The sequence below is a fragment of the Achromobacter sp. MFA1 R4 genome, assembly GCF_900156745.1.
Taxonomy (GTDB): domain Bacteria; phylum Pseudomonadota; class Gammaproteobacteria; order Burkholderiales; family Burkholderiaceae_B; genus Achromobacter.
The window spans coordinates 1,062,651-1,088,390 of record NZ_LT707065.1 but is presented as its reverse complement, the minus strand read 5'-3'; the positions used below and the strand labels follow the sequence as shown (position 1 = coordinate 1,088,390).

The window sequence follows — 25,740 nt, the reverse complement described above, 5'->3', positions numbered from 1 at the left end:
CTGGCGCCGGATGAATCAAACGCCAAGCGGCGATGCGCTTGCGCGCATCGCCGCCGGCGGGGAAGGCGGACGCGGGCGCGTCACGCCTTCTTGGGATCGAAATGTTTTGCGATGCCCTGCCAGCACCGGTAATAGTCGCCCTGCAATTCTACCGATGACAGCGCCTGTTCCGTCGGGCGGATGACGCGGCGGGTCTCGAACATGAACGCCATCGTGTCGCGGATGTAGTGCGCCTTGCTGGTGTCCGCATGGGAAGCCTTTTCGAAGGTCTCCGCGTCCGGGCCGTGCCCGCTCATGCAGTTGTGCAGGCTGGCGCCGCCCGGTGCGAATCCGTCGGCCTTGGCGTCGTACACGCCCTGGATCAGGCCCATGAATTCGCTGGCGATGTTGCGGTGGAACCAGGGCGGACGGAACGTGTTCTCCATGGCCAGGATGCGCGGCGGGAAGATCGCGAAGTCCATGTTGGCCGTCCCCGGCGTGTCGGACGGCGCGGTCAGGACCGTGAAGATCGAGGGATCGGGATGGTCGAAGCTGATCGACCCCACGGTATTGAAGTTGCGCAGGTCGTACTTGTAGGGGGCATGCGTGCCGTGCCATGCCACCACGTTCAGCGGCGAATGGTCGATCGAGGCGCGCCAGAAGCCGCCCGTGAACTTGGCGATCAGCTCGAAATCGCCTTCCACATCTTCGTACCAGGCCACCGGCGACTTGAAATCGCGCGCGTTGGCCAGGCAGTTCGAGCCGATCGGACCCAGTTCGGGCAGGCGCAGGGCCGCGCCGAAGTTCTCAAGCATGTAGCCGCGCGCGACGCCATCCAGCAGTTCCACGCGGAAGCGCACGCCGCGGGGGATGACGGCGATTTCCAGCGGTTCCAGGTCGATGAGGCCCAGTTCGGTGGCCAGGCGCAGGCGCCCCTGCTGCGGGACCAGCAGCAGCTCGCCGTCGGCGTTATAGAAGTAGCGGCCCTGCATCGAGCGATTGGCGGCGTACAGGTGGATGCCCACGCCGCCCTGTTCGTCGGGCCCGCCGTTGCCGCCCCAGGTCTTCACGCCTTCCAGGAAGTCGGTGGGGGCGTCGGGGATCGGCATCGGGCTCCAGCGCAGCTGGTTCGGCGTGACCGGGCCGTGGCCGAAGGTGCTCAGCCAACCCGTCGCGCCATCGAAGGCTTCAAACGGCTTGTGCTGGGCACCCGGGCGGATCCGGTAGAGCCAGGAGCGGCGGTTCTCGGCGCGCGGGGCGGTAAAGGCGGTGCCGGACAGCTGTTCGGCATACAGGCCATACGGGCATTGCTGCGGCGAATTGCGGCCCACGGGCAGGGCGCCGGGCAGGGCCTCGGTCGCGCATTCGTTGCCGAAGCCGGTCTGATATTGCAGTTCCATGGAATCCTCCTGGGCGGCGTGCGCGGTGCTTGGCCGCGCGGCCTGGCGTGGTTGGCGGGACGGGCGTGTCCCAGGCCGATATGCCATTTTCGGAAAAAATCCCTCTTGCGGCTACGGGAATGCAAAAATAGCGACTATAAATTTTGTGAATAGTGGGGGGCGCCTGTGGCCGAGTTGCGTGATGTGGACCTGAACCTGTTGCTGCTGTTCCAGCACTTGCTGGAAGACCGCAACCTGTCGGCCGTGGCCCGGCGCATGGACCTGTCGCAGCCCGCCGTCAGCAATGCGCTGCGCCGCCTGCGGGCGGCGTTCGGGGACGAACTCTTCGTGCGCACCGGCCAGGGCATGCTGCCGACACCGCGCGCCCAGCGCCTGGCCGGGCCGGTCAGCGAGGCGCTGGGGATGCTGTCGCAGGCGCTGCGGGACCAGGACGTGTTCGACGCGGCCACCAGCAGCCGGCGCTTTCGCGTCGCCATGACGGATGTCGGCGAGATCCACTTCATGCCCCGCCTGATGGAAGTCTGCGTGCAAAGGGCGCCGCAGGTGCGCATCGACTCGGTGCGGGTGTTGGGGCCGGACCTGCCGCGCGAGATGGAGTCGGGCCGCGTCGACCTGGCGATCGGCGCGTTCGACGACATGGGGGCGGGCACGCTGCAGCGGATGCTGTTCAGGCAGGGCTATGCCACGCTGTTCCGCCAGGCCCATCCCACCGCGCACGCCGGCATGGGCATCAAGGCGTTCCGGGCGGAACGCCATCTGATCGTGTCGCGCGCCGCGCCCTATGGGCAGGTCAACCAGTCGATGGATCGGGCCGGCGTGGAACTGGCCGACCATTTCAGCGTGCCGCATTTTTCGGCGGTGCCCTACATCGTCAGCGCGACGGACCTGCTGGCTACCGTGCCGGAAAAGCTGGCGGCCAGCGCCGCCGCCCCGTTCGGCCTGCGCTTCATGACGCCGCCGCTGAAGGTGCCCGCGCTGCAGACGAATATGTACTGGCAGCGCAGGGTGGACCGCGATGGCGGCAACCAATGGCTGCGCGCCCTGATCGTCAACACCTTCGCGGTCGGGTCCTGAACGCGGCGCGCGGCCGCGGCCTGGGCGCGTCAGGCAGCCTGCGTCACGGAAGCGCGCGCATGACGCAGGGCTTCCTTCAGCAGGGCCAGGTCGCCCAGGTGGTTCGCCAGCAACAGGATCAGCGCGGCGTTCAGCTCCTGGCTCTGTTCGTTCGACAGGTCGCGGTGGGCGTCGATCAGCGCTTCGTAGAAGTCGTCCGGCGCGCCCAGGTTGGTTTCGGTGATAAGCATGGGGAAGGCCTCCGGATTCACGCGCGGCCCGTCGCGCGGTGGACGGCGGCGGCAACGGCTTCGGGGTTGAAGGCGCGCCAGCGCGCGGCAATGTGCTGGTCGGGACGGATCAGGTAGGCGGTGCCGCCCTGCGCGTCGTAGCGTTTGGCAAGCAGGCCTTCGTCGTCCCGGACCACGGCCAGGTCCGCGGGCGCTTCGGACACGTCGGTCTGCGCGCCGGCCACCAGCACCGCCTTGATCGGGACGGGCGCCATGCGCAGGGCCTGCAGCGCCTGCAGCGTGGCGCGGTCCGGCAGCGCGTCCAGGCAGAACAGCGCCAGCACGAACCCGCCATCCAGCTGCGACAGCCACCAGCCCGGCTCGCCCCGGGCCTGCACCGGCGCATCCAGGGCCACCGCGCCGGGCACCATGCGGCCGGTGAAGGCATCGGCGTCCGGCGTGTTCAGCGGGGACGACGCATACGTGGCCGGCAGCGACAGGCGGCCGCTGTTGACGAGCGATCGCGCGAAAGCGTGGTCCTTGGCCAGGTTGAGCACCGCGTTGCGGAAGCTGCGGCTGATGTCGCTCTTGGGCGTGATGAAATCGGTGGCGCGTGAGGAGTTGAGGATGTTCTCGTCGGCCGCGAACTCGCGTTCGGCGCCGTAGCTGTCGATCAGCGTGTCGGGCGCCAGGCCCGCCAGCACGAGCTTGAGCTTCCAGGCCAGGTTCTCGGCGTCCTGCACGCCGCTGTTGGCGCCACGCGCGCCGAACGGCGACACGCGGTGCGCGGCATCGCCCGCGAACACGATGCGGCCGTGCCGGAACTTGTCCATGCGCTCGCACGCAAAGGTGTACACGCTGACCCATTCCAGCTCGAACTGCGCGTCCGGGCCCAGCAGCGCGCGGATCCGCGGCAGCACGTTCTCGGGCTTGACGGCCTCGACGGGGTCGGCGTTCCAGCCCAGCTGGAAGTCGATGCGCCATACGTTGTCCGGCTGGCGGTGCAGCAGCACGGACTGGTTCGGGTGAAAGGGCGGGTCGAACCAGAACCAGCGTTCGGAAGGAAAATCGGCCGTCATCTTGACGTCGGCGATCAGGAAGCGGTCGCGGAAGATGCGGCCATGGCTTTCCTGGCCGATCAGCTTGCGCACCGGCGAACGCGCGCCGTCGCAGGCGATCAGCCAGTCGGCATGCAGGGTGTAGGGGCCTTCGGGCGTTTCGACGGTCAGCGTTACGCCATCGTCGCCCTGCACGACGCCGGCGACTTTGTTCTTCCAACGCAGGTCGATGTCGGGTTGCTGGCGGACCTGCTCGTACAGATAGCCTTCCGCGTAATACTGCTGCAGGTTGATGAACGCCGGGCGCCGGTGGCCGGGCTCGGGCAGCAGGTCGAAGCGCCAGACCTCCTGTTCGCGGAAGAACACCTTGCCGACGTTCCACGACACGCCCTTGTCGATCATGCGCTGGCCCACGCCCAGACGGTCCCAGATTTCGAGGGTGCGCTTGGAAAAGCAGATGGCGCGCGAGCCGGTGGACAGGCGGCAGTCGTCGTCCAGCACCACCACATGCACGCCCTGGCGCGCCAGGTCCAGCGCGGTGGTCAGGCCGACCGGGCCGGCGCCCACCACCACGACCCGATGGCGCGCCAGTTCGCTGGCGGTCTGGTCCGCGTGTTTCTCATAGGCGAACTCCATCGCCTGAAAATCGATGTCTCCCACGGTTGTCTCCTGTGTGGGTCATTTTTTTATTTATGCGGACACGCTGCGCCGCGCTGGGCGCGCGTGTCCGGTTCTTGCAGGCAGGGCGGGGCGCCCCGGGGATCAGCCTTCGAGCTGGGCCCACATCTCCAGGTCGCGCTTGTCGGTCCAGATGCGCGGATCGGTGTAGCCGGTGGCCTCGTCATAGGCGCGCGACACGTCGAACGGCATGCAGTGGTCGAAGATCACCCAGTCGCTGTAGCGCGGCTTCATGAAGTCGTAGACCTCGCGGTAGATCGTCTTCAGATCCTTGCCTTCGGCCACGCCGCGGTTCACGGCGCCGTACAGGTCGGTCAGGAAGGCGCGCGTGCCGGCCAGGCCCTGGCGCACTTCGGTGGCGTTCTTCAGCGCCGGGCCGCGGCCGGGCACCATTTTTTCGGCTTCAAAGCCCGACAGCGCGTCCAGCGTGGTGGGCCAGTCGCGGAAGTAGGCGTCGCCGCAGTAGGGCGTGGACTGGTATTCCACCAGGTCGCCGGCGAACAGGATCTTCTGCTCGGGCAGCCAGGCGATGGTGTCGCCCTTGGTGTGCCCGCGGCCGACCTGCAGCAGCTTGACTTCCAGGTTGCCCAGGTTGACCGTCATTTCGCCCTTGAACGTCATGGTCGGCCAGACCAGGCCCGGCGGAATCGACTCGGCGTTGCGGAACAGACGCGGAAAGCGGCCGATCTCGCTGGCCTTGTCCTGCTCGCCGCGTTCGGCGATGAGGTCGTAGGTGTCGCGGCTGGCCAGGATTTCCTGGGCGTTGTAGGCCGACGCGCCGAACACGCGCACGGCGTGGTAGTGCGACAGCAGGATGTACTTGATGGGCTTGTCGGTGACTTCGCGGATGCGGCGGATCACGTCCTGCGCCATGACGGGGGTCGCCTGGGTGTCGATCACCATGACGGCCTCGTCGCCGATGATCACGCCCGTGTTGGGATCGCCTTCGGCCGTGTAGGCGTAGGCGTTGTCGGACAGCTTTTCGAACGAGACGACCTTGTCGTCCAGGTCCGCGTGCGAGGCGAATTGCTTGCTCATGGAGGCTCCTTCCACTGTTATAGGAATAGGGGTGTGGAAGGAAATATAGTCCCGCGTTAGTTTTCGTGCAATACGTTTGCTATAAACGAATCCTCAATGCGGCACGGGGATTTCCCGGGGGCGCCGGGGGCAGGAGCGGCTCAGTTGCGCTGGCATTTCGGGCAGTAATAGGTGGCCCGCTGCCCCTGGACGAAGCGGCGGATCGGGGTGGCGCAGATCCGGCATGGCAGGCCCTCGCGCTCATAGACGGCCGCGTGGATCTCGAAGTACGCGCCCGGCTCGCCGCTCGCGCCCACGTAGTCGCGCAGGGTGCTGCCGCCGGAGGTCAATGCGTCGGCCAGCGTGGCGCGCACCATGTCGGCCAGCCGCTCGCAGCGGGCGAGCGACAGCCGGTTCGCCGGGGTCTTGGGGTTGATGCGCGCCCGGAACAGGCTTTCCGACGCGTAGATATTGCCCACGCCCACGACCGCCATGCCGGCCAGCAGCACCTGCTTGACCGCCGCGGAGTGGTTCCTGAAGTGCCGGTGCAGCCAGCTCCCGTCAAAACGCGGGTCGAAGGGCTCGATGCCCAGCTTGGCGAGCAGCGGGTGCGCGTCGATGGGGCCGTCGGCGTCGGCATGCCAAAGCACCGCGCCGAAGCGCCGCGGATCGTGCAGGCGCAGCACCGCGCCATCGAAGATCCATTCGACGTGGTCGTGCTTGCGCAGGAATTCGCCCGGCGACACGCTGCGCAGCGATCCCGACATGCCCAGATGCACGATCTGGGTGCCATGCTCGAAGCGCAGCAGCAGATATTTGCCGCGTCGCGCGCATTCCAGCACGGTGCGTCCGCCGATCAGGGACGGCAGGTCGGGCGGAATGGGCCAACGCATGCGGGGTTCGTGAACGACCAGTCGCGTGAGCGTCCGGCCGGTGATGACGGCGTCGATTCCTCGGCGCGTGGTTTCGACTTCAGGCAGTTCCGGCATGAGCCAGTGTAAGATCATCAATTGCGTGTACGAAGATTGTGCCATCAACCGGACGGGCCGCGTGAAGTCGTCTTTTAAACAAATGAATATCGGGATCGCCGCGCTGGGGCTTGCGCTGGCAGCAATCATGGCCCCGCCGGCCCAGGCCGCCGACGGCCGGACGCGCGATGCGACCGGGCCCCGGATGGCTCCCCAAAGCCGCCAACCTGAAACCGAAGTCATCCGCCTGCGGCCGGGGCAATTGCCCTACGTGACGCTGACCGGCGATATCTTCTACCGCGTACTGGCTTCCGAAATCGCCGCCCAGCGGGGCATGTACGGCACCGCGGCCACCACCATGGTCGGCCTGGCCCGGGACACCGGCGACCCGCGCCTCGCCCGGCGCGGCCTGGAATTCCAGCTTGCCGGCGGCAATCTTCCCGGCGCCCTGGAAGCGGCCCGCGTGTGGGCCCGCCTGGCGCCCAACGACGTCGAAGCCAGCTCCACCGAGCTGGCGCTGGCCGCGGCCAATGGCCAGACCAAGGGCCTGTCCCAGGCGCTGCGCAAGCGTATCGACTCGTCGAGCGACAAGCCGGCCGCCATCGGCCAGGCGCTCGCGGTGCTGAGCCGGCTGAACGACCGCCGCCTCGCCCTGCGCATCCTCGACGAATCCCTCAGCGACAACGTGCGCAAGCTGCCCGCGGCCCACCTGGCCTTGGCGGACGTGGCTTCCGCCGCCGGCGACTACGAGCGCGCGGCGCAGGAATCGCGCGCCGCCCTGGCCGCGGACCCCAGGTCCGAGGGCGCCGCCCAGCGTGTGCTGGAATACGGCTCCAGGGTGGACCCCAAGCGCGCCCAGGCCGAAGCCCGCGCCTTCATCAACCGCAATCCGGGCGCGCGCAAGGTACGCCTGATGCTGGCCGGCCAACTGGCCGACAGCGGCGACTACGACGGCGCACTGGCTGAACTCCAGGCCATGTCGCGCCGTTCGCCCGAAGACTTCGATCTGCTCTTCATGCAGGCCCAGCTGGCCTACAAGTCCGGACAGCTCTCGCAGGCCAAGACCCTGCTGCGGCAATACCTCGAGGTGCAGAACCAGCGCCAGCGCGCCACCGTGCCGGGCGCCACCGACGCCGGCGCGGCCGCCGCCGATGCGCATGTGCTGTTGGCGCGCATCGCCGAAGACCAGGGCCTCTACGAAGAAGCCATCGCCGAACTCGGCCGCATCGACGATCCCACGCTGCGTTATTCCGTGCGCATGCGCCAGGCCGTCCTGCGCGCCAAGAGCGGCCGCGTGGATGACGCGCTGGCCATGATCAACTCGGCCGGTCCTCAGGACGAAGAAGAACGCGCGCTGGGGGCGCTGACCAAGGCGCAGATCCTGCGCGACGCGGATCGGATCGGGCAGGCCGTCGCGGCCCTGGAAGCCGCCGACCAGGCGCTGCCGGACACGGTCGAGATCAAATATGAACTGGCGATGCTGTACGAGCGCCAGAACCGGCTGGCCGACCTGGAGCGCATGTTGCGCCAGGTCATCGCGCTGGATCCGGACCACGCGCATGCGTACAACGCATTGGGCTACACCCTGGCCGACCACAACCAGCGCCTGCCCGAGGCCCTGGACCTGATCACGCAGGCCCTGGAGCTTTCGCCCAACGATCCGTTCATCCTGGACAGCATGGGCTGGGTCAAGTTCCGCATGGGCGACACCACCGCCGCTGCCGACTACCTGCGCCGCGCCTACAGCGTACGCCCCGAAGCCGACATCGCCGCGCATCTGGCCGAGGTGCTCTGGAGCCAGGGCAAGCGCGACCAGGCCACTGAACTGCTGCGCGCGGCGCTGCAGAAGGACCCGAGGAACAAAACCGTCCTGGATGTCGCCAAGCGCCTGGGGGTCAACCCGTGACGGTCGTGTTCCGGGGGCTGCGCGACGCGATGGCCAGCCTGCGTTGGGCCCTGCTGGCGCTGCTGGCTTTCCTGCTTGCCGCCTGCACGTCGCTGCCCAAGCCCATCGAAGGCGGAGGCGCCGATGCGTTTTCGCGCATCGGCCGATTCGCCATCACCGTCAACGACGAAGACGGCAAGCAGAACGCCGTCCAGGGCGGCTTTTCCTGGTTCGACGACGGACGACGCTACGTCCTGGACCTGACCAATCCGCTGGGCTCCACGGAGGCGCGGGTCGAAGGCCGGCCCGGCGCCGCCAGCCTGACCAAGGCCGACGGCACCCGGCTGGTCGCCGACAATCCCGATGCGCTCGCCGAAGACGCATTCGGCAGCAGCATGCCGGTGTCGGGCCTGCGCGACTGGCTGCGCGGCAGGCTGCCGGCCGATCCGCAAGCCACGGAGGTGAAACGCGACGACCAGGGTCGTCCCGTCGCCTTCGCGCAGGGCGGCTGGCGCGCCACGCTCTCGCGCTACGACGCGCTGGGGCCGCAGATGCTGGTGCTGGAACGCCAGGAGCCGGGGCGCCGCATCCTGGTGCGGCTGGTGGTGAACCAGTCCTGATCTGGGCGCCGGCTGGCGGTGTTTTTTTTGGGGGGGCTGGGATTCGGGTTAACCCTTATCACATCGCCCATTTTCCAATCAAGCGAATAAGCGCCGCAAAATCGGCCATGTTACCGCTTGAAATATATTGCCCTGACTGAATAATTCTCCCCTGTGCCGGGGCGCGGTTCGCGCCCTGCGCAGCGTGGGGGCGACACTCGTCTGCCGCCACCCTTATGGAGAATGGCCAATGTTCAGAAACACGCGCATCGCGACGGTGCTATTGGGGATCATCGCGGTATTTTTCACTTTCCAGCTCCTGGTGGGCGGCATGGGCTTTCTCGCCCTGCGGCAAACCAACCAGGACGTCGGACAGCTTTATCGCCTGTCGGCGCAGCAGGTCAACGCGGTGAACTCCGCGTCGCTGTCCCTCGTGGCGGCCCGCACCGACCTCAGCCGTTTCGCCACGCGCGTCGCGCAGGGCAATGCCAGCGATACGACGTCGCTGCAGGCCGCGCGCCAGCGCATCGTGTCCGCCGATCGCGCCTTCCAGGGCTTTTCCAGCGGCCTGTCGGCCGAGGAAAAAGCCGAGTCGGCCAAGCTGATCGATGCCTACACCAAGTTCAGCGCCAACCTCCAAAGCGTCGGCAGGGTGCTGGAAGCGGGCGACATGGATGCCTATTTCAAGCAAGGCACGCAATCGGTCCAGGAGCGCCTGGTGAGCGAGCGCGACGCCTTCATCCAGCGCGCCGAGAGCACCGGACAGGCGGTGATGGATGAAATCTCCATGTTCCACAAGCTGTTCAGTTCGCTGCTGGCCGGCATCCTCGCGCTGGGCCTGGCGATGGCCGTGGGCGCGCAAGTGATGATCCGCCGCATGATCGTGCGTCCGCTGCTGGAAGCCGGCGAGGTCTTTCGCCGTATCGCCGAAGGCGACCTGACGCGCCGCATCGCCGACCATGGCAAGAACGAAATCGGCGCGCTGCTCGGCGCGCTCAAGAGCATGCAGGACAGCCTGGTGCGAACCGTATCCGCCGTGCGCCATGGTGTCGACGAGATCAACGTTGGCGCCCGCGAAATCTCCTCCGGCAACACCGACCTCTCCAGCCGCACCGAAGAGCAGGCCGCATCGCTCGAGGAAACCGCGGCCAGCATGGAAGAACTGGCCACCACCGTGAAGCAGAACGCCGACACCGCGCGCGAAGCCAATCGCATGGTCGCCGCGTCCGAAGCGGTGGCGCAGCGCGGCGGGCAAGCCGTATCCAGCGTGGTTGAAACCATGCGCGCCATTTCCGGCAGCTCGTCGCGCATTGCCGATATCGTCGGCGTGATCGACGGCATCGCGTTCCAGACCAACATCCTGGCGCTCAATGCGGCCGTCGAAGCCGCCCGCGCCGGCGAGCAGGGCAAGGGCTTTGCCGTCGTCGCCAGCGAAGTGCGCACGCTGGCCCAGCGCAGCGCCGCCGCCGCCAAGGAAATCAAGCAGCTCATCGAGGACTCCGCGCAGAAGGTCGGCGTGGGTTCCGAGCAGGTCGAAAACGCGGGCGCCACGATGCGCGAAATCGTCGAATCCGTCCAGCGCGTGACCAGCCTGATGGCCGAGATCTCGGCCGCTTCCGAAGAGCAGGCCACTGGCATCGATCAGGTCAATCGCGCGGTCTCGCAAATGGACAGCGTGACGCAGCAGAACGCAGCCCTGGTCGAAGAAGCCGCCGCCGCGGCCGGCGCGCTGGAAGAGCAGGCCCGCCAATTGGCCGGCGCCGTCGCGGTATTCAAACTGCCGGCCGGACAGGTCATCGACGCGCCCGCCGCCAGGCTGAGCGGCCGCGTCACGCCGCAGCTCGCGTAACCGCAACGCGCCGTGCTCGCACGGCCAGGCATGGCCCCGCAGGGCCATGCCCCAGCCGGCGCGCCGTCTTTCGCGGCGCGCCGGCCCGTCTGGCTAGAATGACGGATTGTCCCGCAACGGTTGTCTTTCCGTGACTCTCTACGACGTTCCCGCTCCCGCCAAGCTGAATCTCTTTCTGCATGTCGTGGGCCGCCGCGCCGACGGCTATCACCTGCTGCAGACGGTGTTCCGCTTCATCGACTTGTGCGACACGCTGCACTTCGACCTGCGAGCCGATGGCGTCATCAGCCGCGCGACGGATCTGCCGGGCGTACCCGAAGACCAGGACCTCACCGTGCGCGCCGCGCGCGCGCTGCAAAAGGCCACGGGCACGCGCCAGGGCGCGCAGATCAGCCTTGAAAAACGCATCCCGCAAGGCGGCGGCCTGGGCGGCGGATCCAGCGATGCGGCATCGGTCCTGATTGCGTTGAACAAACTGTGGAACACGGGACTGTCGCGCCAGGAACTGATGGCGCTGGCGCTGCCGCTGGGCGCGGACGTGCCCGTCTTTGTCTTTGGCCAATCGGCCTTCGCGCAAGGCATTGGTGAAGATCTCACGGCCGTGACGCTGCCTGACCGTGCCTATCTGGTCGCTCAACCCGATGCCAGCGTGCCCACTGTTGGAATTTTTTCGGCACCCGATTTGACAAGGGATTCTTCTTACATCACAATAGCGGACTTTCTTGCTTCGCAAACATTTTTGCCCAGCGGAACCTTCGGGAATTCGCTTTACGGAAGAAATGATTTGGAGCCGGTGGTCTACCGTATTTACCCTGAAGTGCTTGGGGCATCGCGGTGGCTTGCAGAGCGGGGTTTCCCTGTTCGCATGTCGGGATCGGGGGCGTGTTTATTCGCCGAATTTTCCGAAACATCGCAGGCCGTTTTGGCAGAACAAGAAATTACCGCTATAATGCGCGGCGCTGATAAAACATTCAGCCAAACGCATCCACGGTTTCGGTTAGTGCAGGCATGTACTGGGTTAGCTGAACATCCGTTGCGGAATTGGATTGCAAGATAGTTGGGGAGTCGCCAAGCTGGTTAAGGCACCGGATTTTGATTCCGGCATGCGAAGGTTCGAATCCTTCCTCCCCAGCCAACCGAATACATAAAAAAGCTGTTGAACACGCCTGTAAGACACTGGCCCGGGTTCAGCAGCTTTTTTATTTTCCGGATTCTGGCGCAAGTTGTGCATCACAGGTTTGCATCACAAGTTGTTTTGCATCACGGCGCGTCATTAAGCCTCACCTCGTTAGTGTCTTAAAACGACCATCGCATCATCCATCATGGCAAACGATAGCTTCATGATTTTCACGGGCACCGCCAACACTCGGCTGGCCGTGGACGTAGTCAACCACCTCGATATGTCCCTGGGAAAGATGACCGTCGGTCGCTTCTCGGACGGCGAGGTGATGGTCGAGATCAACGAGAACGTGCGTGGCAAGGACGTCTTCGTCCTGCAACCCACCTGTGCCCCCACCAACGACAACCTCATGGAAATCATGGTGATGGTCGATGCCCTGCGCCGCGCGTCGGCCGGCCGCATCACCGCCGCGATTCCCTATTTCGGCTATGCCCGCCAGGACCGCCGCCCGCGTTCGGCGCGCGTGGCCATCTCGGCCAAGGTCGTGGCCAACATGCTGCAGGTCGCTGGTGTTGACCGCGTCCTGACCATGGACCTGCACGCCGACCAGATCCAGGGTTTCTTCGACATCCCCGTGGACAACATCTACGCCGGTCCGATCCTGCTGGGCGACATCTGGCGCCGCAATTTCTCGAACCTGGTCGTCGTGTCCCCGGACATCGGCGGCGTGGTCCGCGCCCGTGCGCTGGCCAAGCAACTCGAAGCCGACCTGGCCATCATCGACAAGCGCCGTCCGCGCGCCAACGTGTCGGAAGTGATGAACATCATCGGTGAAGTCGACGGCCGCACCTGCATCATCATGGACGACATGGTCGACACCGCCGGCACGCTGTGCAAGGCGGCCCAGGCCCTGAAGGACCGCGGCGCCGGCGCCGTCTACGCCTATTGCACGCACCCCGTGCTGTCGGGCGGCGCCATCGACCGCATCGAAGCGTCGGAACTCGACGAACTCGTCGTCACCGACACCATTCCGCTCTCCGAGCAAGGCCAGGCCAGCGGCAAGATCCGCCAGCTGTCGTGCGCCGCGCTGCTGGGCGAGACCATTCTGCGTATTTCCAACGCCGAATCGGTCAGCTCGCTGTTCGTCGATTGACGCGCTAGCGTCGATCGGCCCACAGCCCGACATTCCCGTTTTTTGCACCCTGCTGGTCGCGGCAGGGCGCAATCAAACACGGCGCGCCTTTTGCGCGCCGTGCACATAACCGGTGAAGCCTCTTCACCTTATTGTTTTCGGAGTTATCCATGAAATTTACTGCCACTGCGCGTAGCGTCCAGGGTTCGAGTGCGAGCCGCCGCCTGCGCCGCGCGGGCCGCGTTCCCGCCATTGTCTATGGTGGTACGGCTGCCCCCCTGAACATCGAACTCGACCACAACGAGATCTACCACGCGCTGCGTAAGGAAGAATTCCACGCATCGATCCTGCAAATGCAGCTCGAAGGCGCCAAGGATGAGCAAGTTCTGCTGCGTTCGGTTCAATGGCACGCCTACAAGCCGCAAGTCCTGCACGTGGACTTCCAGCGCGTCGACGCCAACCAGGCCCTGCGCACCAAGGTGCCGCTGCACTTCGTGAACGCTGAAATCTCGCCGGCCGTGAAGCTGAGCGGCGCGATCATCAGCCACGTGACGACCGAACTGGAAATCACCTGCCTGCCGTCGGCGCTGCCCCAGTTCATCGAAGTCAACCTGGCTGACGTGCTGGCCGGCGGCTCGATCCACCTGGCCGACATCAAGCTGCCCATGGGCGTGACGTACGTCCCCCACGGCGGTGAAGACAACCCCCTGCTGGCCGCCGCGGTCACCAAGGGTGGCGCTGCCGCTGCCGACGAAGCCGAAGAAGCTGCTCCGGCCGCCTAAGTTCAGCAGGAAAGCCCTGGCGGCTTTCCCGCGGCTTACGCCCGAAACCCTGCGTGTGCATTTGCATGCGCAGGGTTTTTTGGTTTAAACACCCCCATCATGTCTACTCCCATACGCCTCATCGTGGGACTGGGTAACCCCGGTCCCGACTACGAAACCACCCGGCACAACGCCGGCTTCTGGCTGGCCGACCACCTGGCGGACGACCTGCGCACGTCTTTTGCGCTGGAGAAGTCCTTTTTCGGCATGGTGGCCAAGGCGCGGCTGGGCGCCGACAACGTCCTGCTGCTCAAGCCCAACACCTACATGAACCGTTCCGGCCAGGCGGTCGGCGCGCTGGCGCGCTTCTACAAGCTGACGCCCGAAGAAGTGCTGGTGCTGCACGACGAACTGGACCTCATGCCCGGCCAGGTCAAGCTCAAGCAGGGCGGCGGTCACGCCGGCCACAATGGCCTGAAGGACATCCAGGCCGCGCTCGGCAGCCCCAACTTCTGGCGCCTGCGCATCGGCATCGGCCATCCGCGCACGCTGGGCCTCGCGCAGCAGGTCGCCGACTTCGTCCTGCATCCGCCGCGCCGCGACGAGCAAAAGGAAATCGAAGCCGTCATCGACCGCTGCCGCGCCGTCGTGCCCGCCATGCTGGCGGGCGACTTCGCGCTGGCCACCCGCCAACTGCACAGCGGCAACGAGTCCTGATGAAACCCGGCCCGTCCACCCGGAAGATGCGCTTTCGCAACGAGATCGCGGACTTCTGGCGCTTCATCCGTCACCCGCATCCGGTGTCGCGCCTGCCGGTCCGCGCCGGCGGCAGCGGGCTGGTTGCCGACTGGTGGCCGGCCATCGGACCGGGACGTCTTCTGGCCTGGGCCGCCGTGTTGTGGGCCATCAACCTCTTCGCCCTGGGCCCGGTCGCCGTTGCCGCCGCCGGGCTGGGCGGCGTCACGCATCGGCTCGATCCCCACAACATACCCTGGCTCACCGCCGTGCTGTGGGCGCCGCTGGTCGAGGAAATGCTCTTTCGCTATGGCCTGCGCCGACCGCGCCAGGCGCTGTGGCTAATCCCCGCGCTGGTGCCCGTCGTGCTGTGGGGCCCCAGGCTCTGGACAGGCCTGCTGCTGGCCGCGTTCATCCTGCTTGCGTGCTGGGGGCTGCGCCAGCGTCCCGAGCCGCTCAAGGGCTGGGACACGAACTGGCGCAGGTACTACCTGCAGCACTTCGGCGTGGTGTTTCACCTGGTCGCGCTGACCTTTGCCGCCGTCCACCTCACCAACTTCGTCTACAACAAGACGCCGTATTGGCTGCTGCCGCTTCTGGTGCTGCCGCAATGGCTGACCGGGCTGGTGCTGGGCTGGATCCGCGTGCGCCGCGGCATCGGGGCCGCGATCCTGCTGCATTCCGTTTTCAACGCGGGACCGATCCTGATGATCTGGCTGGTCATGCGCTACGCGCCGACGGCGGCGGGGTAGAGGCGGCTGCCGCCAAGCTTCACAGGCGGGGCGCGACGTGGCGATGCCCGCTGCCGGCGCGGCGCGTGGCGGGCCGATTTCTTGGGGCCGCATCACGCCCCGCCCCGGGGCGCTCCCAACCCCCTGCCGGGGTAAACTACGCCGTTAACGCTCAATACCGTACTTACACAGGATTCCCATGGCTCTGCAATGCGGCATCGTCGGCCTGCCCAACGTTGGCAAATCGACACTCTTCAACGCTCTGACCCGCGCCGGCATCGCCGCCGAGAACTACCCGTTCTGCACCATCGAACCCAACGTCGGCGTGGTCGAAGTGCCGGATCCGCGCCTGCAGAAGCTGGCTGAAATCGTCAAGCCCGAACGCATCCTGTCGGCCACCGTCGAATTCGTCGACATCGCGGGCCTGGTCGCCGGCGCAAGCAAGGGCGAAGGCCTGGGCAACCAGTTCCTCTCGCACATCCGCGAAACCGACGCCATCGTCAACGTCGTGCGCTGCTTCGAAGATCCCAACGTGATCCACGTCGCCGGCAAGGTCGATCCCATCGCCGACATCGAAGTCATCGAAACCGAACTCGCCCTGGCCGACCTGCAGACCGCCGAAAAGGCCCTGCAACGCCACCAGAAAACCGCGCGTTCCGGCGACAAGGAAGCGCAGCGCATCGTCGCCGTGCTGGAAAAGTGCATTGCCCAGCTCAACGAAGCCAAGCCGATCCGCGCGCTGGACCTGAGCACCGAAGAAAAAGCCGACATCGCCCAGCTCTGCTTCATCACCGCCAAGCGCGCGATGTACGTGGGCAACGTCGCCGACGACGGCTTCACCAACAACCCGCTGCTCGACCGCCTGACCGAATTCGCCGCTGCCCGCAACGCGCCGGTCGTGGCCATCTGCGCCGCCATCGAATCCGAAATCGTCGACCTCGACGACGCCGACCGCGAAGCCTTCCTGAAGGACATGGGCATGGAAGAGCCGGGCCTGAACCGCCTGATCCGCGCCGCCTTCAAGCTGCTGGGCCTGCAAACCTACTTCACCGCGGGCGTGAAGGAAGTGCGCGCGTGGACCGTGCCCATCGGCGCCACCGCCCCCCAGGCCGCCGGCGTCATCCACACCGACTTCGAACGCGGCTTCATCCGCGCGCAGACCATCGCCTACGAAGACTTCATCACGTACAAGGGCGAGCAGGGCGCGAAGGAAGCGGGGAAGATGCGTGCGGAAGGGAAGGAATACATCGTGCAGGATGGGGATGTGATGAACTTCCTGTTCAACGTCTGACGCATTCCCCGGGCGCCGATGCGCCCGCCCCCGATCGATAGATCCCCAAAGGCTCCTGGCATCCAGGAGCCTTTCTTTCATCCGCGCCGCTTGCACATCAGAATCTCCAGCTCCCGCCCATCTGTTTCACAAGCGTAAATAAGAACCTTCTTATATACGCAGCACAATCTGGCATGCACGATCTGGACCCAAGTTCTTGGACGTCCATTGCTGTCAGAGGCGAACATCGCGTAAGCCCGCGCGCCGCAGTGGATGCTCATCCCCCACGCGGCCCGGACGCAGACGCTGACGCACAGGGCCGCCGTTGCAGGAGCGCCGCGTGCCCGCCCAGTCCGATCTGCGCTTTTCCTTCACCGCTGGCGTCGTCGCGTTCGACGTCATCGAATTCCGCCTTTGCGAAGCGTTGTCCGAGGTCTTTACGCTAGCCGTGGACCTCAGTTGCGCGGACCCCGCCGTCGATTTCAGCCAGGTCCTGGACCAACCGGCGCTGCTGACCATCTGGCAGGGCGAGCAGCCCGTACGCTATGTGCATGGCCTGGTGACGTCACTCCAGCAGGGCAATACCGGCTTTCGGCGCACGCGCTATCACGCCACTGTCGAACCGCGCCTGGCTCGCCTGCGACTGTCTTCCGACTGGCGGATTTTCCAGGCCCTGAATGTGCCCGAGATCGCCACGATGATCCTCGATCAGCACGGCGTCACGCAATCCTACGAGCAGCAGGCCACGAATCTCCATCTGCCGCGCGAGTACTGCGTGCAGGCTGGCGATACCGACTACGACTTCGTCGAGCGCATCATGCGCGAGGAAGGCTTCTTCTATGGCTTTCGCCATACCGCGGCGGGGCACCATCTGGTTCACAGCGATCGTCTGTGGGTATTCGGCAGGGAGCCGGGGCCACCCGTGGAGTACAACCCCATGGCCGGTGGCGACAGGCCGGGCCCGGCGTTGCGCAGCTTCCTGTACACCGAAAGCGTGCGCACCGCGCGCCAGACCCAGCGCGACTATGACTTCAAGAATCCGCGGTACGACCACGAAACGTTGCGCGATGGCGAGGGTCTGGCGCACCAGGCGCGAGGATACGAGCGCTACGATTACCCGGGCCGCTACAAAAGCGTGGCGGGCGTGGCCTTCACCCGGGACCGCCTGCGGGGCCATCGCGGCGACGCGCGCATCGCGGTTGTCGAAGGCGACGATGCCCGGCTGACACCCGGCGTCTCCTTCGATCTCATCGGCCATCCCCGCCCGGAAATGAACCGCGGCTGGCGCCCGGTGCGCATCGAGCACCACGGCACGCAATACACCAGTCAGGGCGAGGAAAGCGCCGACGCCGAGCAGGGGTCGCACTATCACTGCACGGCCACGCTGGTGCCCGACGATGTCGAATGGCGCGCCGAACCCTTGCCCAAGCCGCGCATCGATGGCCCGCAGCAGGCCACGGTGGTCGGGCCGCCCGGCGAGGAAATCTATTGCGACCCCTACGGCCGTGTGAAAGTGCAGTTCCGCTGGGACCGGGAGGGCAAGCACGACGAGCACAGTTCCTGCTGGATACGCGTGTCGCAGAACGTGGCGGGCGCGCTCTGGGGGCACATGGCGATCCCTCGCATCGGCCAGGAGGTGATCGTCAGCAACTTTGATGGCGATCCGGACCAGCCGGTCATCACCGGCCGGAACTACAACGCCCATCAGCTTCCGCCCTACGAACTGCCCGCGCACAAGACCCGCATGACCATCAAGAGCCAGACGCACAAGGGCGATGGTTTCAACGAGATGCGGTTCGAGGACGAGGCCGGACGGGAGGAGATCTACGTCCACGCCCAGAAGGACCAGAACATCCACGTCAAGCACGACGAGAGCACGTTCGTCGGGCACGACCGCAGCGAGCGCGTGGAGAACGATGAGGCCATCGTCATCGGCCATGACCGCAACGAGAACGTGGGCAACGACGAGCAGGTTGCCATCGCGCGGGACCGGCGTCACGACATCGGCCGTGACGGCTTTCTGGCCGTTGGGCGCGATTACACGATCTCCATCGTCAAGGACCGCATCGAGGAAGTGGGCAACCACCGCCGCGATAAGACCACGGCCAATCACTGGACGGAGGTCGGCGGGCACCTGGAGCAGCGCGTCGAAGGACATGCGCATCTGCAGGCCGCGCAGGAGATCCTGCACCGAACCAAGGTGTACCGGATTCAGGTGGAGGACGAGGTCGTGCTGGAGGGGCCGGGCGGCTCGTTGCGCATCAACCGGTCCGGCATCACGCTCAATGGCGTGGCAATACATCTCAAGGGTCCCATGAGCGTGCAGGCCACTGGAGCGGGAACGGCTATCTCATTGACTGGCGAGCCGGACGAGGGTGAACCCATCTGCGTCAGTTGCTGGTTGAAAGCGGCCCGTGAACGCAAGGCGTTGATGAGGATGGACGCATGATTCCCCATGACCTGATCCGCGCCCTGAACCAAGAGATCCACGAGGGCGACCGTTCACAACCGCGCCATCTGTCGGCGCTGATCGACATGGCGCTCGTGCCCGAAGACCAGCGGCAAGCCATTGCCGCGTATTTCGCCGCGAACGTGCACCCGTTGCTGCGCGATCCTGAACTGGCTGCGCTGCAGCCGCTGGGTGCGATGCTTGTCAGCGCGGCGGGAAGCGGGCCGGGGCAATACGACGCGGTCCTGTCGAGAGTGGGGACGCGATGTGAGTCATTCGTGCAGGCATGGATAGCCAGTGTCTTGCCAGCGGAGCAACTGGCGCTGCACTTGAGCGAGGCGACCTACGCCTTGGGAGCCTCGCAAGAGCGCTATCTTTTGCGCTACTACGATCCGCTGGTCACGCCTGTTCTTTATTTGCATGCCGACCGCGCATGGGTGTCCTGGTTCTTTGGGCCGGTGCTGTCCTGGTGGTTCGCGGACGCGACGCAGCAAACCTCACGATGGCGTCGAATCCGCGGTGGCGGACGAGGCGTCGGCGCGATTGCGCCGCAAGCGCTGCACTTGAACGATGCCTTGTGGCGGGCGCTGGAATCGGACCCGCTGCCTCACCGCTTGTTGCACACGCTTGAAGCGCAGGCGCCGCACGTGTTCGAGAGCCACTGTGGCGGGATACGGCTGGCGCAGGTCGAGGCGCAACTGAACGATGCCCGCCAAGCCGGGCTCACGCGGCACGAAGACCTGACGACTTATGTGCTGGTGGGCATGACCCTTTCCTGGAGCCAGAAGACGGCAGACGCCCGTTGGCAAGCGGCGCTGGATCGTGCCGTCGCCGGCGGCGAGCCGCTGCATGAATCGCTTGCCCGGCTTTCGACACTCCAAGACCGGGGGGCGCGGTCATGAAGCCGATGTCCCTCGACCAACTGCTATCACAGGCGCTCGATATCGCGCGCAGCACCCGCCGGGACGAACCCGCGAGCCCCTGCGTCGATTGCAAATCCGAAGTCGCCCTCCTGCCGCTGCGCTATGCCGTGGTGACCAGCGATGACCCGCAAGCCCTTGCCGCCCTGACGCCGGATCTTGCCGCCAACCTTGGCCGGGGACTGCCCCCGCTGGAAGCGGCGGGTGTGCGATACGCGGTGCGCGCCATGCGTCAGGGCTATCTGTACGCGTTCATCAAGCGCTTTGGAAAGTGGACGTGCGAGAGCGCATGGCGCGCCACGGGGACGGGGGTGTTCTCGCCGATCTGGCCCTACGCGCCGACTCTGCCCTATGCGCCGGACCAGAGCCGTCTGCTCGGGCTTGGCGCCTGGACCCTCCTGTTCAAGGCGCCCGAAGCCATCGAAGAGGCGCGTCTGCTGTTCACGCCTGATCCCTTGACCGCACGCATGCTGGACAAGCTGCGCGACACCGACGCGCTGCGCAACAAGCTCCAGACCTTCGACATCCGCGAGATCGCCAAGAGCTGTTCGTTCGCCGCGGATGTGCTGGATACCGCAACGCCCGCCAGCAGCGTCGCCGAGGACATCGCCGCAGCCAACAAGCACCTGGCGCCGGTGCTTGCCAACCAGCTTTACGCCGATCCGGATTACCACCACGCGCCGCAACTGATCGCGTCGGACCTGAAGGAAACGACGACGCGCGCCCGCGGCGCCGCGATCGTATTGCACGATCCCATCGGCATTACCCAGCAGCTCAATGCCTGGCGCAACGAGGCCGTGGAGAAGTTGCGGGACCACCTGAACAAAGGGGCGGCGAACAAGGGCATCAGCAACGAGCGCAAGATCCTGGTGGCGCAGGCGTTCGAGGACGTCAGGCGCCAGTTCGAAGAAAAGTCTGCTGCCCTGGAGGCGCAGCACTACATCGAGATCGAGCGCGACAAGGTGTTCAATCCCGAGATGGCCCAGGCGCGCAACTGGATTCTCAATGATGACGAGCAAAGGCGCTGGGACGAGGCGGCCGCGCAGCACGTGCGCGCCTATGAAGCGACGATACGGGCGCGCGTCCAGGCCAAGCTCGACAGCGGCGAATACCGCAATCGTTTCGAAAGCAAATACGTCACGCCACCGGATCCGCAAGCCGCCCTGCAGGTGGGCGCCATGAAGGCGGCGCTGGCGGATTTTGAAGCGCGGTGCCAGGCCGCCCAGACGGAAGCCGAACGGCGTGCGCGGCCCTATGAGGCATGGCTGCAAAGCACGCAATTGCTGGACGGGTTGGAGGTCTATGACGATGCAGACCTGGCAAACGGCTGGCAGTTTGCGGGCCAGACCGGGCTGTGCGTGTTTGGCGCGGAAGGGTGCGAGAGCAGCGCCGACCTCATCCAGCAGTGGTGGCAGGGCCGCCCGCAAGACCGCAATAACCTGGCCCTGCGCAGTTTCGGGTTGAACCAGAAGACCATCCTGGCCGAGATGCAGCGCACGCTGGAAGCGGCCCGGTCGCAACCGCTTCCCGTCGATGCCGAAGCCATCTACCAGTACACGAAGACGGGCCTGGAAAAGGCAAAGACGCTGGCGGAGCTTTTTGACAAGGCCAACGGCGTATTTGAAGAGCTGGAGAGAGCCGGCCGAGCGGGATTGTCCGGCGGCATCCTGGCCTGGTACAGCAGCCTGGGCCGCCAGACGCTGCGCCACGCGGCGAAAGGCAAGGAGTGGTTCGTCCACGGCGCCACCCGCGCCTGGCTTGCCGCCAGCATCGGCAAGGGCGCGGTCAACCTTCGCCTTGAGGAATTGCAGGCCGTCGGCCGCAGCGCCGATCGGGCGACCATGCGTGGCCAGATCAATAGGAACGTCCAACTCGCCTTTGCGACAGAACTGGTGGACGCGCGTTCGAGCGAGTTCTACAAGGTGCGCGCCACCGGTTGGCTGCTGTTGCTGGAGGCGGGGCTGCTCAGTTTGAGGATGCGCAGCCTGCCCAGGGACGACAGGGGACTCGCTGAACTGACTGCTGCCTTCCTGGCTGTGGGGGCGGCTGGGATCGAGATGTTGGCATGCGGCACGGAATTGGTGCTGAGGCACTTTAACGCCAGTAGTACGACGGGGGTGGGCGCGACGGTGTTTTTGGGGCGCTTGAGGTTGTGGGGCGGGGCACTGTCCACCATCGGAGGCACCGTGATCGCCTTTTACGACTGGAGCGATGGTGACAAGGCTGAGACGCAAGGACAGTACGTGCTATCACGCGCGTACCGGCTTCGCGCAATGGTAGCCATGACGATGGCGGTCAGTCAGCTAAGTTTGGCGATTGCCGCAGCCAGTCCCATGCTCAAGATATTGGCCGAACGCGCCCCGAACACCAAATTCTCCCTTTTGTATGGCATTTTCGCTCGAATGTCCGCGCTTTTGGCCCGACAGGCGGTGGTTCTTTTCTTGAGGCGGGTATTGCTGCGTGGGACGTTAGTCACCCTCGCCGTTAGCGTGGCAATTGCAATTTTTGATGATGATGCCCTTGAAAAATGGTGTAAGCGCACGCTATATCGCGGTTCGAAGTTCAAGGACGAAAAAGCGTTCGAAGATGTGGCGAACGAGCTGGCTGCGTTGTATGGCGCGCTTTCGGAGATTGTCTGATGTACGTTGCCGAATGGATCATGTGGTTCAGTTGCCTCAAATCAGATAACTGGATTCGGAAAAACCTGGAGGAACACAGCAGTCCATCGATGCCGGTCGTCCAACCCGCATATGAAGATAGCATCGTGGAAGATCGCGAACGCCAAGCGGCAAAGCGGTTTGAGTACGCCAGATCCAGGGGGCCTGTCTATGCATGCAACGACACTTATCTGGAAATGCGATGTGGCGGCATGGAGGACAAGCGGGGCTTGATTACGCTCTGTTCATCGATTTTTTTGTATTTTCTAGTCGGGATGTGGATTGATTTTGACGCACCTGTCTTGTGGTCTGTGGTGGCCGAGCCAGACGGGTATAAAGCTTGGGGTATCGGCATCGTTGTGTTCTCCTTGGTAACAACGGCGGGGACTGTCGTCCTGCTCTGGCTTTATTGCAAATACGCTCTTCGTATAACTCGGCTTGAAGCGCTTACCTCCCGCCATCAACTCATCCGCTTCAACCGAATCACGCGCCAGGTCTATCTCCATCGGCCGTCAAGTTGCGGCGGCATCCTCGTCTTGCCCTGGGAGGGCGTTCAGACCGACGAAGTGGCAGGACTGAGCCTGGTGATGGGCTGGTATCCCGGTGACAGCACAGACTTGCCCTTTCCCACATTGGTCTTCATTGGCAGGCAAAGCAGTCGTCTATCGGACCTGCAATCCGAATGGGAATTCATCCGGCGCTACATGGACGAGGGCGGTGTCCAGGCGGTCGAGAAGCCGCGCATCAGCTCGCAACTGCCTCTGCCTTGGCCAGCATTTACCGCGCAGTTCGACGCCCTGTGGCCATTCTTGCGCAACAGCGGCCCTGTCGTGTGGCTGGGTTGCCTGCTGATTTCGCCGGCCTTCGTCATCCTCGGTCTGTCGCATTGGGCGTCGCTGCTGCTGTGCTGGCGTCCCCGTTGGCCGCGCATCATCCGCGAGGCCGGCCAGGCCGGCAAGCCGGTGCCGGCCTTTACGACCGTGGAAGACTACCCGCCAGACGTGCGGGCGCAATTGCTGGCGAATGCGCACCGCTGGGCGTTGCGGCCAGGGCGTGCGCCGGACAACCGCCGGCGAGGGCGCGAGGACGCTCGCTGATGGGCGGCGCGATTCCTAACCGCCCCGTTCCCCCGCCGCCCTGACAAAATTTTCCTCCAGGACGCTCAACACGCGGTTCAGGGTATCGATATCCGCCCCGGACAAGCCCTTGAGCGACTCCTCGAAAAACTGAGCCCGCTTGGGCAACGCCTCATTCACCACCGCCTGTCCGGCCGCCGTCAACGTGGCGTTCGTCAGCCGGTTGTCCTGCGCATCCACCGCCCGGGATATCCAGCCGAGCTTCTGCATTGCCTGCAGTTGACGCGTCAGTGACGCCGGATCCAGCCGGCAACGCTCGGCCAGGTGTTTCTGCGAGCACTGCCCGTTTTCATGCAGCGCCAGCAGGATGCGCCAGCGCGGCAGCGCGTGGCCGACCTTGCTGCTGAAGGCGCTTTGCATGACGCGGTACGTCTGGCCCATGTGCTGGATGACTTGCAGGCCTTGTTGTTGTTTGGGCAAAAGTTACTCTCCGACGCCGGCGGGCTCCGGCTTGGATGGCCGGACCAGTTTCACCAGGGGCACGCGCCGCACGCACCAGAGTGCGAAAACGGCGACGGCGAGGGCGATGAGTTGCCCTTCGTGGATGGCGCCCACCAGCGCGACGCGCGCGATTTCGATGAGCGACGTGCCATCCTGGCCTTGATGCGCCAATTGTGCCAGGAACTCGGTCTGCGCCGCCGGGTTGACCAGCATCTGCGGGTCGTTCAGCTTGGGCAGCCATTGCGCGGAGGCGCCGCGCAGGGTGGATTCGACGCCGCTGAAGTAGCTGTGGCTGACCATGGTGCCGACGACGGCCGTGCCCAGCATGCCGCCGATCATGCGCAGGGACTGCAGCAGCGCGGTGGCGATGCCCAGGTGGCTGCGGCCGGCGGTCTGCTGGGCGAAGACGGTGAGGTTGGGCATGATGAAGCCCATGCCCAGGCCGGCCATCAGCATGTAGGCGGCAATCAGCGTGTGCGACGTGTAGCTGTGGGTGGTGACGATGCCCAGGCAGGAGAACGCCATCAGGAGAAAGCCGGCGTAGAGCATGCGGTTCGGATTGCGGATCCGGGTGATGATGCGGCCGTTGACGATGCTGCCTACGGTGATGAAGACGACCATGGGGGTGATGAGCAGGCCGGCTTCCTGGGGCGACAGTCCAAAGCCGCCCTGCAGGAGCAGGGGCGCGTAGAAGAGCAGGGAGTACATCGTCACCCCCACCAGCAGGGCCAGGATGAACAGCATGGCCAGGCCGCGGTTGCGGAACATGTCCAGGGGCAACAGGGGGTGCGGGCAGCGGCGCTCCCACCAGATCAGGATGGCGAAGGCGGCGATGCTGCCGGCGCCCAGGAGCAGGAGCGGGGGCGTGAAGCCGTCCTTGGGCAAAAGTTCAACCAAAAGCTGCAGGGCGCCCAGCGCCAGGGCGATCAACAGCGCGCCCTGCCAGTCCAGCCGGACCTTGCCGGGGGCTTGACTGCGCAGGTGGGGCAGGTAGCGCGCGACGAACCAGAGGCCGAGGATGCCGATGGGCAGGTTGACGTAGAAGACGGACCGCCAGCCATAGTGCTCCGTCAGCGCGCCGCCCAGCGAAGGCCCGACGGCATTGGCGATGCCGAAGGCGGAACTGAGCATCACCTGCCAGCGCAGCCGCACATGGGGGTCGGGAAAGAGGTCGGGAATACAGGCGAAGGCGGTGCCGACGAGCATGCCGCCGCCGATGCCTTGCAGCGCCCGCGCCAGCACCAGTTCGAGCATGGTGTCGGCTGCGCCGCACAGGACGGAGGCCAGGGTGAACAGCACGATGGCCGCCACGACGAAGGGTTTGCGTCCGTAGTAATCGCCCAGCCTGCCGAAGATGGGCACGGTGATGACCGAGGTCAGCAGGTAAGACGTGGCTACCCATGCATACAGTTCGAAGCCCCGGAGTTCCGCCACAATGGTCGGCAACGCGGTGCCCACGACGGTCTGGTCGATGGCGACCAGCATCATCACGAAACACATGCCCAGCATGGCCAGCAAGGATTGCCGGAAAGGGAGCACCTGGCCGGGCGAGTGTGGAGCAGTGGGGGCGGGGGCGGGCATTGTTGGACGTATCAATAATTGATAGATCAACCATTCTAGCCCTACAATCCGCCGGTCAGGAAGCCGTCAGCTTGGCCGATCCCGCGGCGCG

21 protein-coding genes and 1 tRNA gene are annotated in these 25,740 nt (G+C 65.4%); 15 read left to right on the top strand and 7 right to left on the bottom strand.

Annotation, left to right across the window (positions count from 1 at the left end; all coding sequences use genetic code 11):
• Positions 1-80: 80 nt before the first annotated feature.
• The gene (gene hmgA / locus BXA00_RS04975) at positions 81-1,379 is read right to left on the bottom strand and encodes a homogentisate 1,2-dioxygenase (RefSeq protein WP_076516746.1); all 1,299 of its coding nucleotides are present in this window, start codon (positions 1,377-1,379) and stop codon (positions 81-83) included.
• Positions 1,380-1,544: 165 nt separating this feature from the next.
• On the opposite strand from hmgA, the gene BXA00_RS04970 reads away from it, so the two are divergent.
• Positions 1,545-2,453 (top strand): LysR family transcriptional regulator, encoded by a 909-nt coding sequence (locus BXA00_RS04970; RefSeq protein ID WP_076516745.1) that lies wholly within the window; start codon positions 1,545-1,547, stop codon positions 2,451-2,453.
• Between the two features lie 29 nt (positions 2,454-2,482).
• Here the strand turns inward: BXA00_RS04970 and BXA00_RS04965 are convergent, their stop codons facing one another.
• The 4 genes from BXA00_RS04965 to mutM form a co-directional block, all read right to left on the bottom strand.
• Positions 2,483-2,683, bottom strand: coding sequence for a DUF2783 domain-containing protein (locus BXA00_RS04965; RefSeq protein WP_076516743.1), 201 nt, complete (start codon positions 2,681-2,683; stop codon positions 2,483-2,485).
• Between the two features lie 17 nt (positions 2,684-2,700).
• Positions 2,701-4,380 carry an FAD-dependent oxidoreductase gene (locus BXA00_RS04960; RefSeq protein WP_076516741.1) on the bottom strand — a complete coding sequence of 560 codons (1,680 nt, stop codon included), beginning with the start codon at positions 4,378-4,380 and terminating at the stop codon, positions 2,701-2,703.
• A gap of 102 nt (positions 4,381-4,482) precedes the next feature.
• Complete coding sequence (locus tag BXA00_RS04955; protein WP_076516740.1) at positions 4,483-5,436, bottom strand: MBL fold metallo-hydrolase; 954 nt, start codon at positions 5,434-5,436, stop codon at positions 4,483-4,485.
• 140 nt (positions 5,437-5,576) lie between these two features.
• Positions 5,577-6,404 carry a bifunctional DNA-formamidopyrimidine glycosylase/DNA-(apurinic or apyrimidinic site) lyase gene (mutM, locus tag BXA00_RS04950; RefSeq protein WP_076516738.1) on the bottom strand — a complete coding sequence of 276 codons (828 nt, stop codon included), beginning with the start codon at positions 6,402-6,404 and terminating at the stop codon, positions 5,577-5,579.
• On the opposite strand from mutM, the gene BXA00_RS04945 reads away from it, so the two are divergent.
• The 14 genes from BXA00_RS04945 to BXA00_RS28705 all read left to right on the top strand — a co-directional run bounded on the left by BXA00_RS04945 (position 6,403) and on the right by BXA00_RS28705 (position 23,588).
• Positions 6,403-8,289 (top strand): lipopolysaccharide assembly protein LapB, encoded by a 1,887-nt coding sequence (locus BXA00_RS04945; RefSeq protein ID WP_076516736.1) that lies wholly within the window; start codon positions 6,403-6,405, stop codon positions 8,287-8,289. The genes mutM and BXA00_RS04945 overlap by 2 nt on opposite strands.
• 29 nt (positions 8,290-8,318) lie before the next feature.
• Positions 8,319-8,888, top strand: coding sequence for a lipoprotein insertase outer membrane protein LolB (gene lolB / locus BXA00_RS04940; protein WP_076521801.1), 570 nt, complete (start codon positions 8,319-8,321; stop codon positions 8,886-8,888).
• Positions 8,889-9,117: 229 nt separating this feature from the next.
• Positions 9,118-10,716 carry a methyl-accepting chemotaxis protein gene (locus tag BXA00_RS04935; protein WP_076516734.1) on the top strand — a complete coding sequence of 533 codons (1,599 nt, stop codon included), beginning with the start codon at positions 9,118-9,120 and terminating at the stop codon, positions 10,714-10,716.
• Between the two features lie 130 nt (positions 10,717-10,846).
• Entirely contained in the window at positions 10,847-11,773 is a 927-nt protein-coding gene (ispE, locus tag BXA00_RS04930; RefSeq protein ID WP_076516731.1) for a 4-(cytidine 5'-diphospho)-2-C-methyl-D-erythritol kinase, read from the top strand.
• 1 nt (position 11,774) lies between these two features.
• A tRNA-Gln gene (locus BXA00_RS04925) sits at positions 11,775-11,851 on the top strand.
• A gap of 187 nt (positions 11,852-12,038) precedes the next feature.
• Positions 12,039-12,989, top strand: coding sequence for a ribose-phosphate pyrophosphokinase (locus BXA00_RS04920; protein WP_006227587.1), 951 nt, complete (start codon positions 12,039-12,041; stop codon positions 12,987-12,989).
• Between the two features lie 149 nt (positions 12,990-13,138).
• Complete coding sequence (locus BXA00_RS04915) at positions 13,139-13,750, top strand: 50S ribosomal protein L25/general stress protein Ctc (protein WP_056325375.1); 612 nt, start codon at positions 13,139-13,141, stop codon at positions 13,748-13,750.
• 99 nt (positions 13,751-13,849) lie between these two features.
• Positions 13,850-14,446, top strand: coding sequence for an aminoacyl-tRNA hydrolase (gene pth, locus BXA00_RS04910; RefSeq protein WP_076516729.1), 597 nt, complete (start codon positions 13,850-13,852; stop codon positions 14,444-14,446).
• Complete coding sequence (locus tag BXA00_RS04905) at positions 14,446-15,216, top strand: type II CAAX prenyl endopeptidase Rce1 family protein (RefSeq protein ID WP_076516726.1); 771 nt, start codon at positions 14,446-14,448, stop codon at positions 15,214-15,216. The genes pth and BXA00_RS04905 overlap by 1 nt, the downstream gene beginning before the upstream one ends.
• A gap of 178 nt (positions 15,217-15,394) precedes the next feature.
• Positions 15,395-16,486, top strand: coding sequence for a redox-regulated ATPase YchF (gene ychF, locus BXA00_RS04900; RefSeq protein ID WP_076516724.1), 1,092 nt, complete (start codon positions 15,395-15,397; stop codon positions 16,484-16,486).
• Between the two features lie 319 nt (positions 16,487-16,805).
• Entirely contained in the window at positions 16,806-18,914 is a 2,109-nt protein-coding gene (locus BXA00_RS04895) for a type VI secretion system Vgr family protein (RefSeq protein ID WP_076516722.1), read from the top strand.
• Positions 18,911-19,816 carry a DUF4123 domain-containing protein gene (locus BXA00_RS04890; protein WP_076516720.1) on the top strand — a complete coding sequence of 302 codons (906 nt, stop codon included), beginning with the start codon at positions 18,911-18,913 and terminating at the stop codon, positions 19,814-19,816. The genes BXA00_RS04895 and BXA00_RS04890 overlap by 4 nt, the downstream gene beginning before the upstream one ends.
• A complete protein-coding gene (locus BXA00_RS04885; RefSeq protein WP_156902738.1) occupies positions 19,813-22,473 on the top strand; it encodes a T6SS effector BTH_I2691 family protein in 2,661 nt (886 codons plus the stop codon). Before BXA00_RS04890 ends, BXA00_RS04885 begins: the two co-directional genes overlap by 4 nt.
• Positions 22,473-23,588, top strand: a complete 1,116-nt coding sequence (locus tag BXA00_RS28705) for a hypothetical protein (RefSeq protein WP_076516716.1) — start codon at positions 22,473-22,475, stop codon at positions 23,586-23,588. The genes BXA00_RS04885 and BXA00_RS28705 overlap by 1 nt, the downstream gene beginning before the upstream one ends.
• A gap of 15 nt (positions 23,589-23,603) precedes the next feature.
• On the opposite strand, the gene BXA00_RS04875 is transcribed toward BXA00_RS28705, so the two are convergent.
• Together BXA00_RS04875 and BXA00_RS04870 are read right to left on the bottom strand one after the other, a co-directional pair.
• The gene (locus BXA00_RS04875; protein WP_076516715.1) at positions 23,604-24,047 is read right to left on the bottom strand and encodes a MarR family winged helix-turn-helix transcriptional regulator; all 444 of its coding nucleotides are present in this window, start codon (positions 24,045-24,047) and stop codon (positions 23,604-23,606) included.
• A 3-nt stretch (positions 24,048-24,050) separates the two neighbouring features.
• Entirely contained in the window at positions 24,051-25,649 is a 1,599-nt protein-coding gene (locus tag BXA00_RS04870) for an MDR family MFS transporter (protein ID WP_076516713.1), read from the bottom strand.
• Positions 25,650-25,740: the final 91 nt, after the last annotated feature.

Bases quoted from the DNA above. Each gene is read 5' to 3' on its own strand.
- lolB (WP_076521801.1), top strand. From the start codon at position 8,319: ATGGCCAGCCTGCGTTGGGCCCTGCTGGCGCTGCTGGCTTTCCTGCTT.
- pth (WP_076516729.1), top strand. From the start codon at position 13,850: ATGTCTACTCCCATACGCCTCATCGTGGGACTGGGTAACCCCGGTCCC.
- BXA00_RS04905 (WP_076516726.1), top strand. From the start codon at position 14,446: ATGAAACCCGGCCCGTCCACCCGGAAGATGCGCTTTCGCAACGAGATC.
- BXA00_RS04915 (WP_056325375.1), top strand. From the start codon at position 13,139: ATGAAATTTACTGCCACTGCGCGTAGCGTCCAGGGTTCGAGTGCGAGC.
- ychF (WP_076516724.1), top strand. From the start codon at position 15,395: ATGGCTCTGCAATGCGGCATCGTCGGCCTGCCCAACGTTGGCAAATCG.
- BXA00_RS04885 (WP_156902738.1), top strand. From the start codon at position 19,813: ATGAAGCCGATGTCCCTCGACCAACTGCTATCACAGGCGCTCGATATC.
- mutM (WP_076516738.1), bottom strand. From the start codon at position 6,404: ATGCCGGAACTGCCTGAAGTCGAAACCACGCGCCGAGGAATCGACGCC.
- BXA00_RS28705 (WP_076516716.1), top strand. From the start codon at position 22,473: ATGTACGTTGCCGAATGGATCATGTGGTTCAGTTGCCTCAAATCAGAT.
- BXA00_RS04890 (WP_076516720.1), top strand. From the start codon at position 18,911: ATGATTCCCCATGACCTGATCCGCGCCCTGAACCAAGAGATCCACGAG.
- BXA00_RS04920 (WP_006227587.1), top strand. From the start codon at position 12,039: ATGGCAAACGATAGCTTCATGATTTTCACGGGCACCGCCAACACTCGG.
- BXA00_RS04935 (WP_076516734.1), top strand. From the start codon at position 9,118: ATGTTCAGAAACACGCGCATCGCGACGGTGCTATTGGGGATCATCGCG.
- BXA00_RS04955 (WP_076516740.1), bottom strand. From the start codon at position 5,436: ATGAGCAAGCAATTCGCCTCGCACGCGGACCTGGACGACAAGGTCGTC.
- BXA00_RS04870 (WP_076516713.1), bottom strand. From the start codon at position 25,649: ATGCCCGCCCCCGCCCCCACTGCTCCACACTCGCCCGGCCAGGTGCTC.
- BXA00_RS04965 (WP_076516743.1), bottom strand. From the start codon at position 2,683: ATGCTTATCACCGAAACCAACCTGGGCGCGCCGGACGACTTCTACGAA.
- BXA00_RS04945 (WP_076516736.1), top strand. From the start codon at position 6,403: ATGAGCCAGTGTAAGATCATCAATTGCGTGTACGAAGATTGTGCCATC.
- hmgA (WP_076516746.1), bottom strand. From the start codon at position 1,379: ATGGAACTGCAATATCAGACCGGCTTCGGCAACGAATGCGCGACCGAG.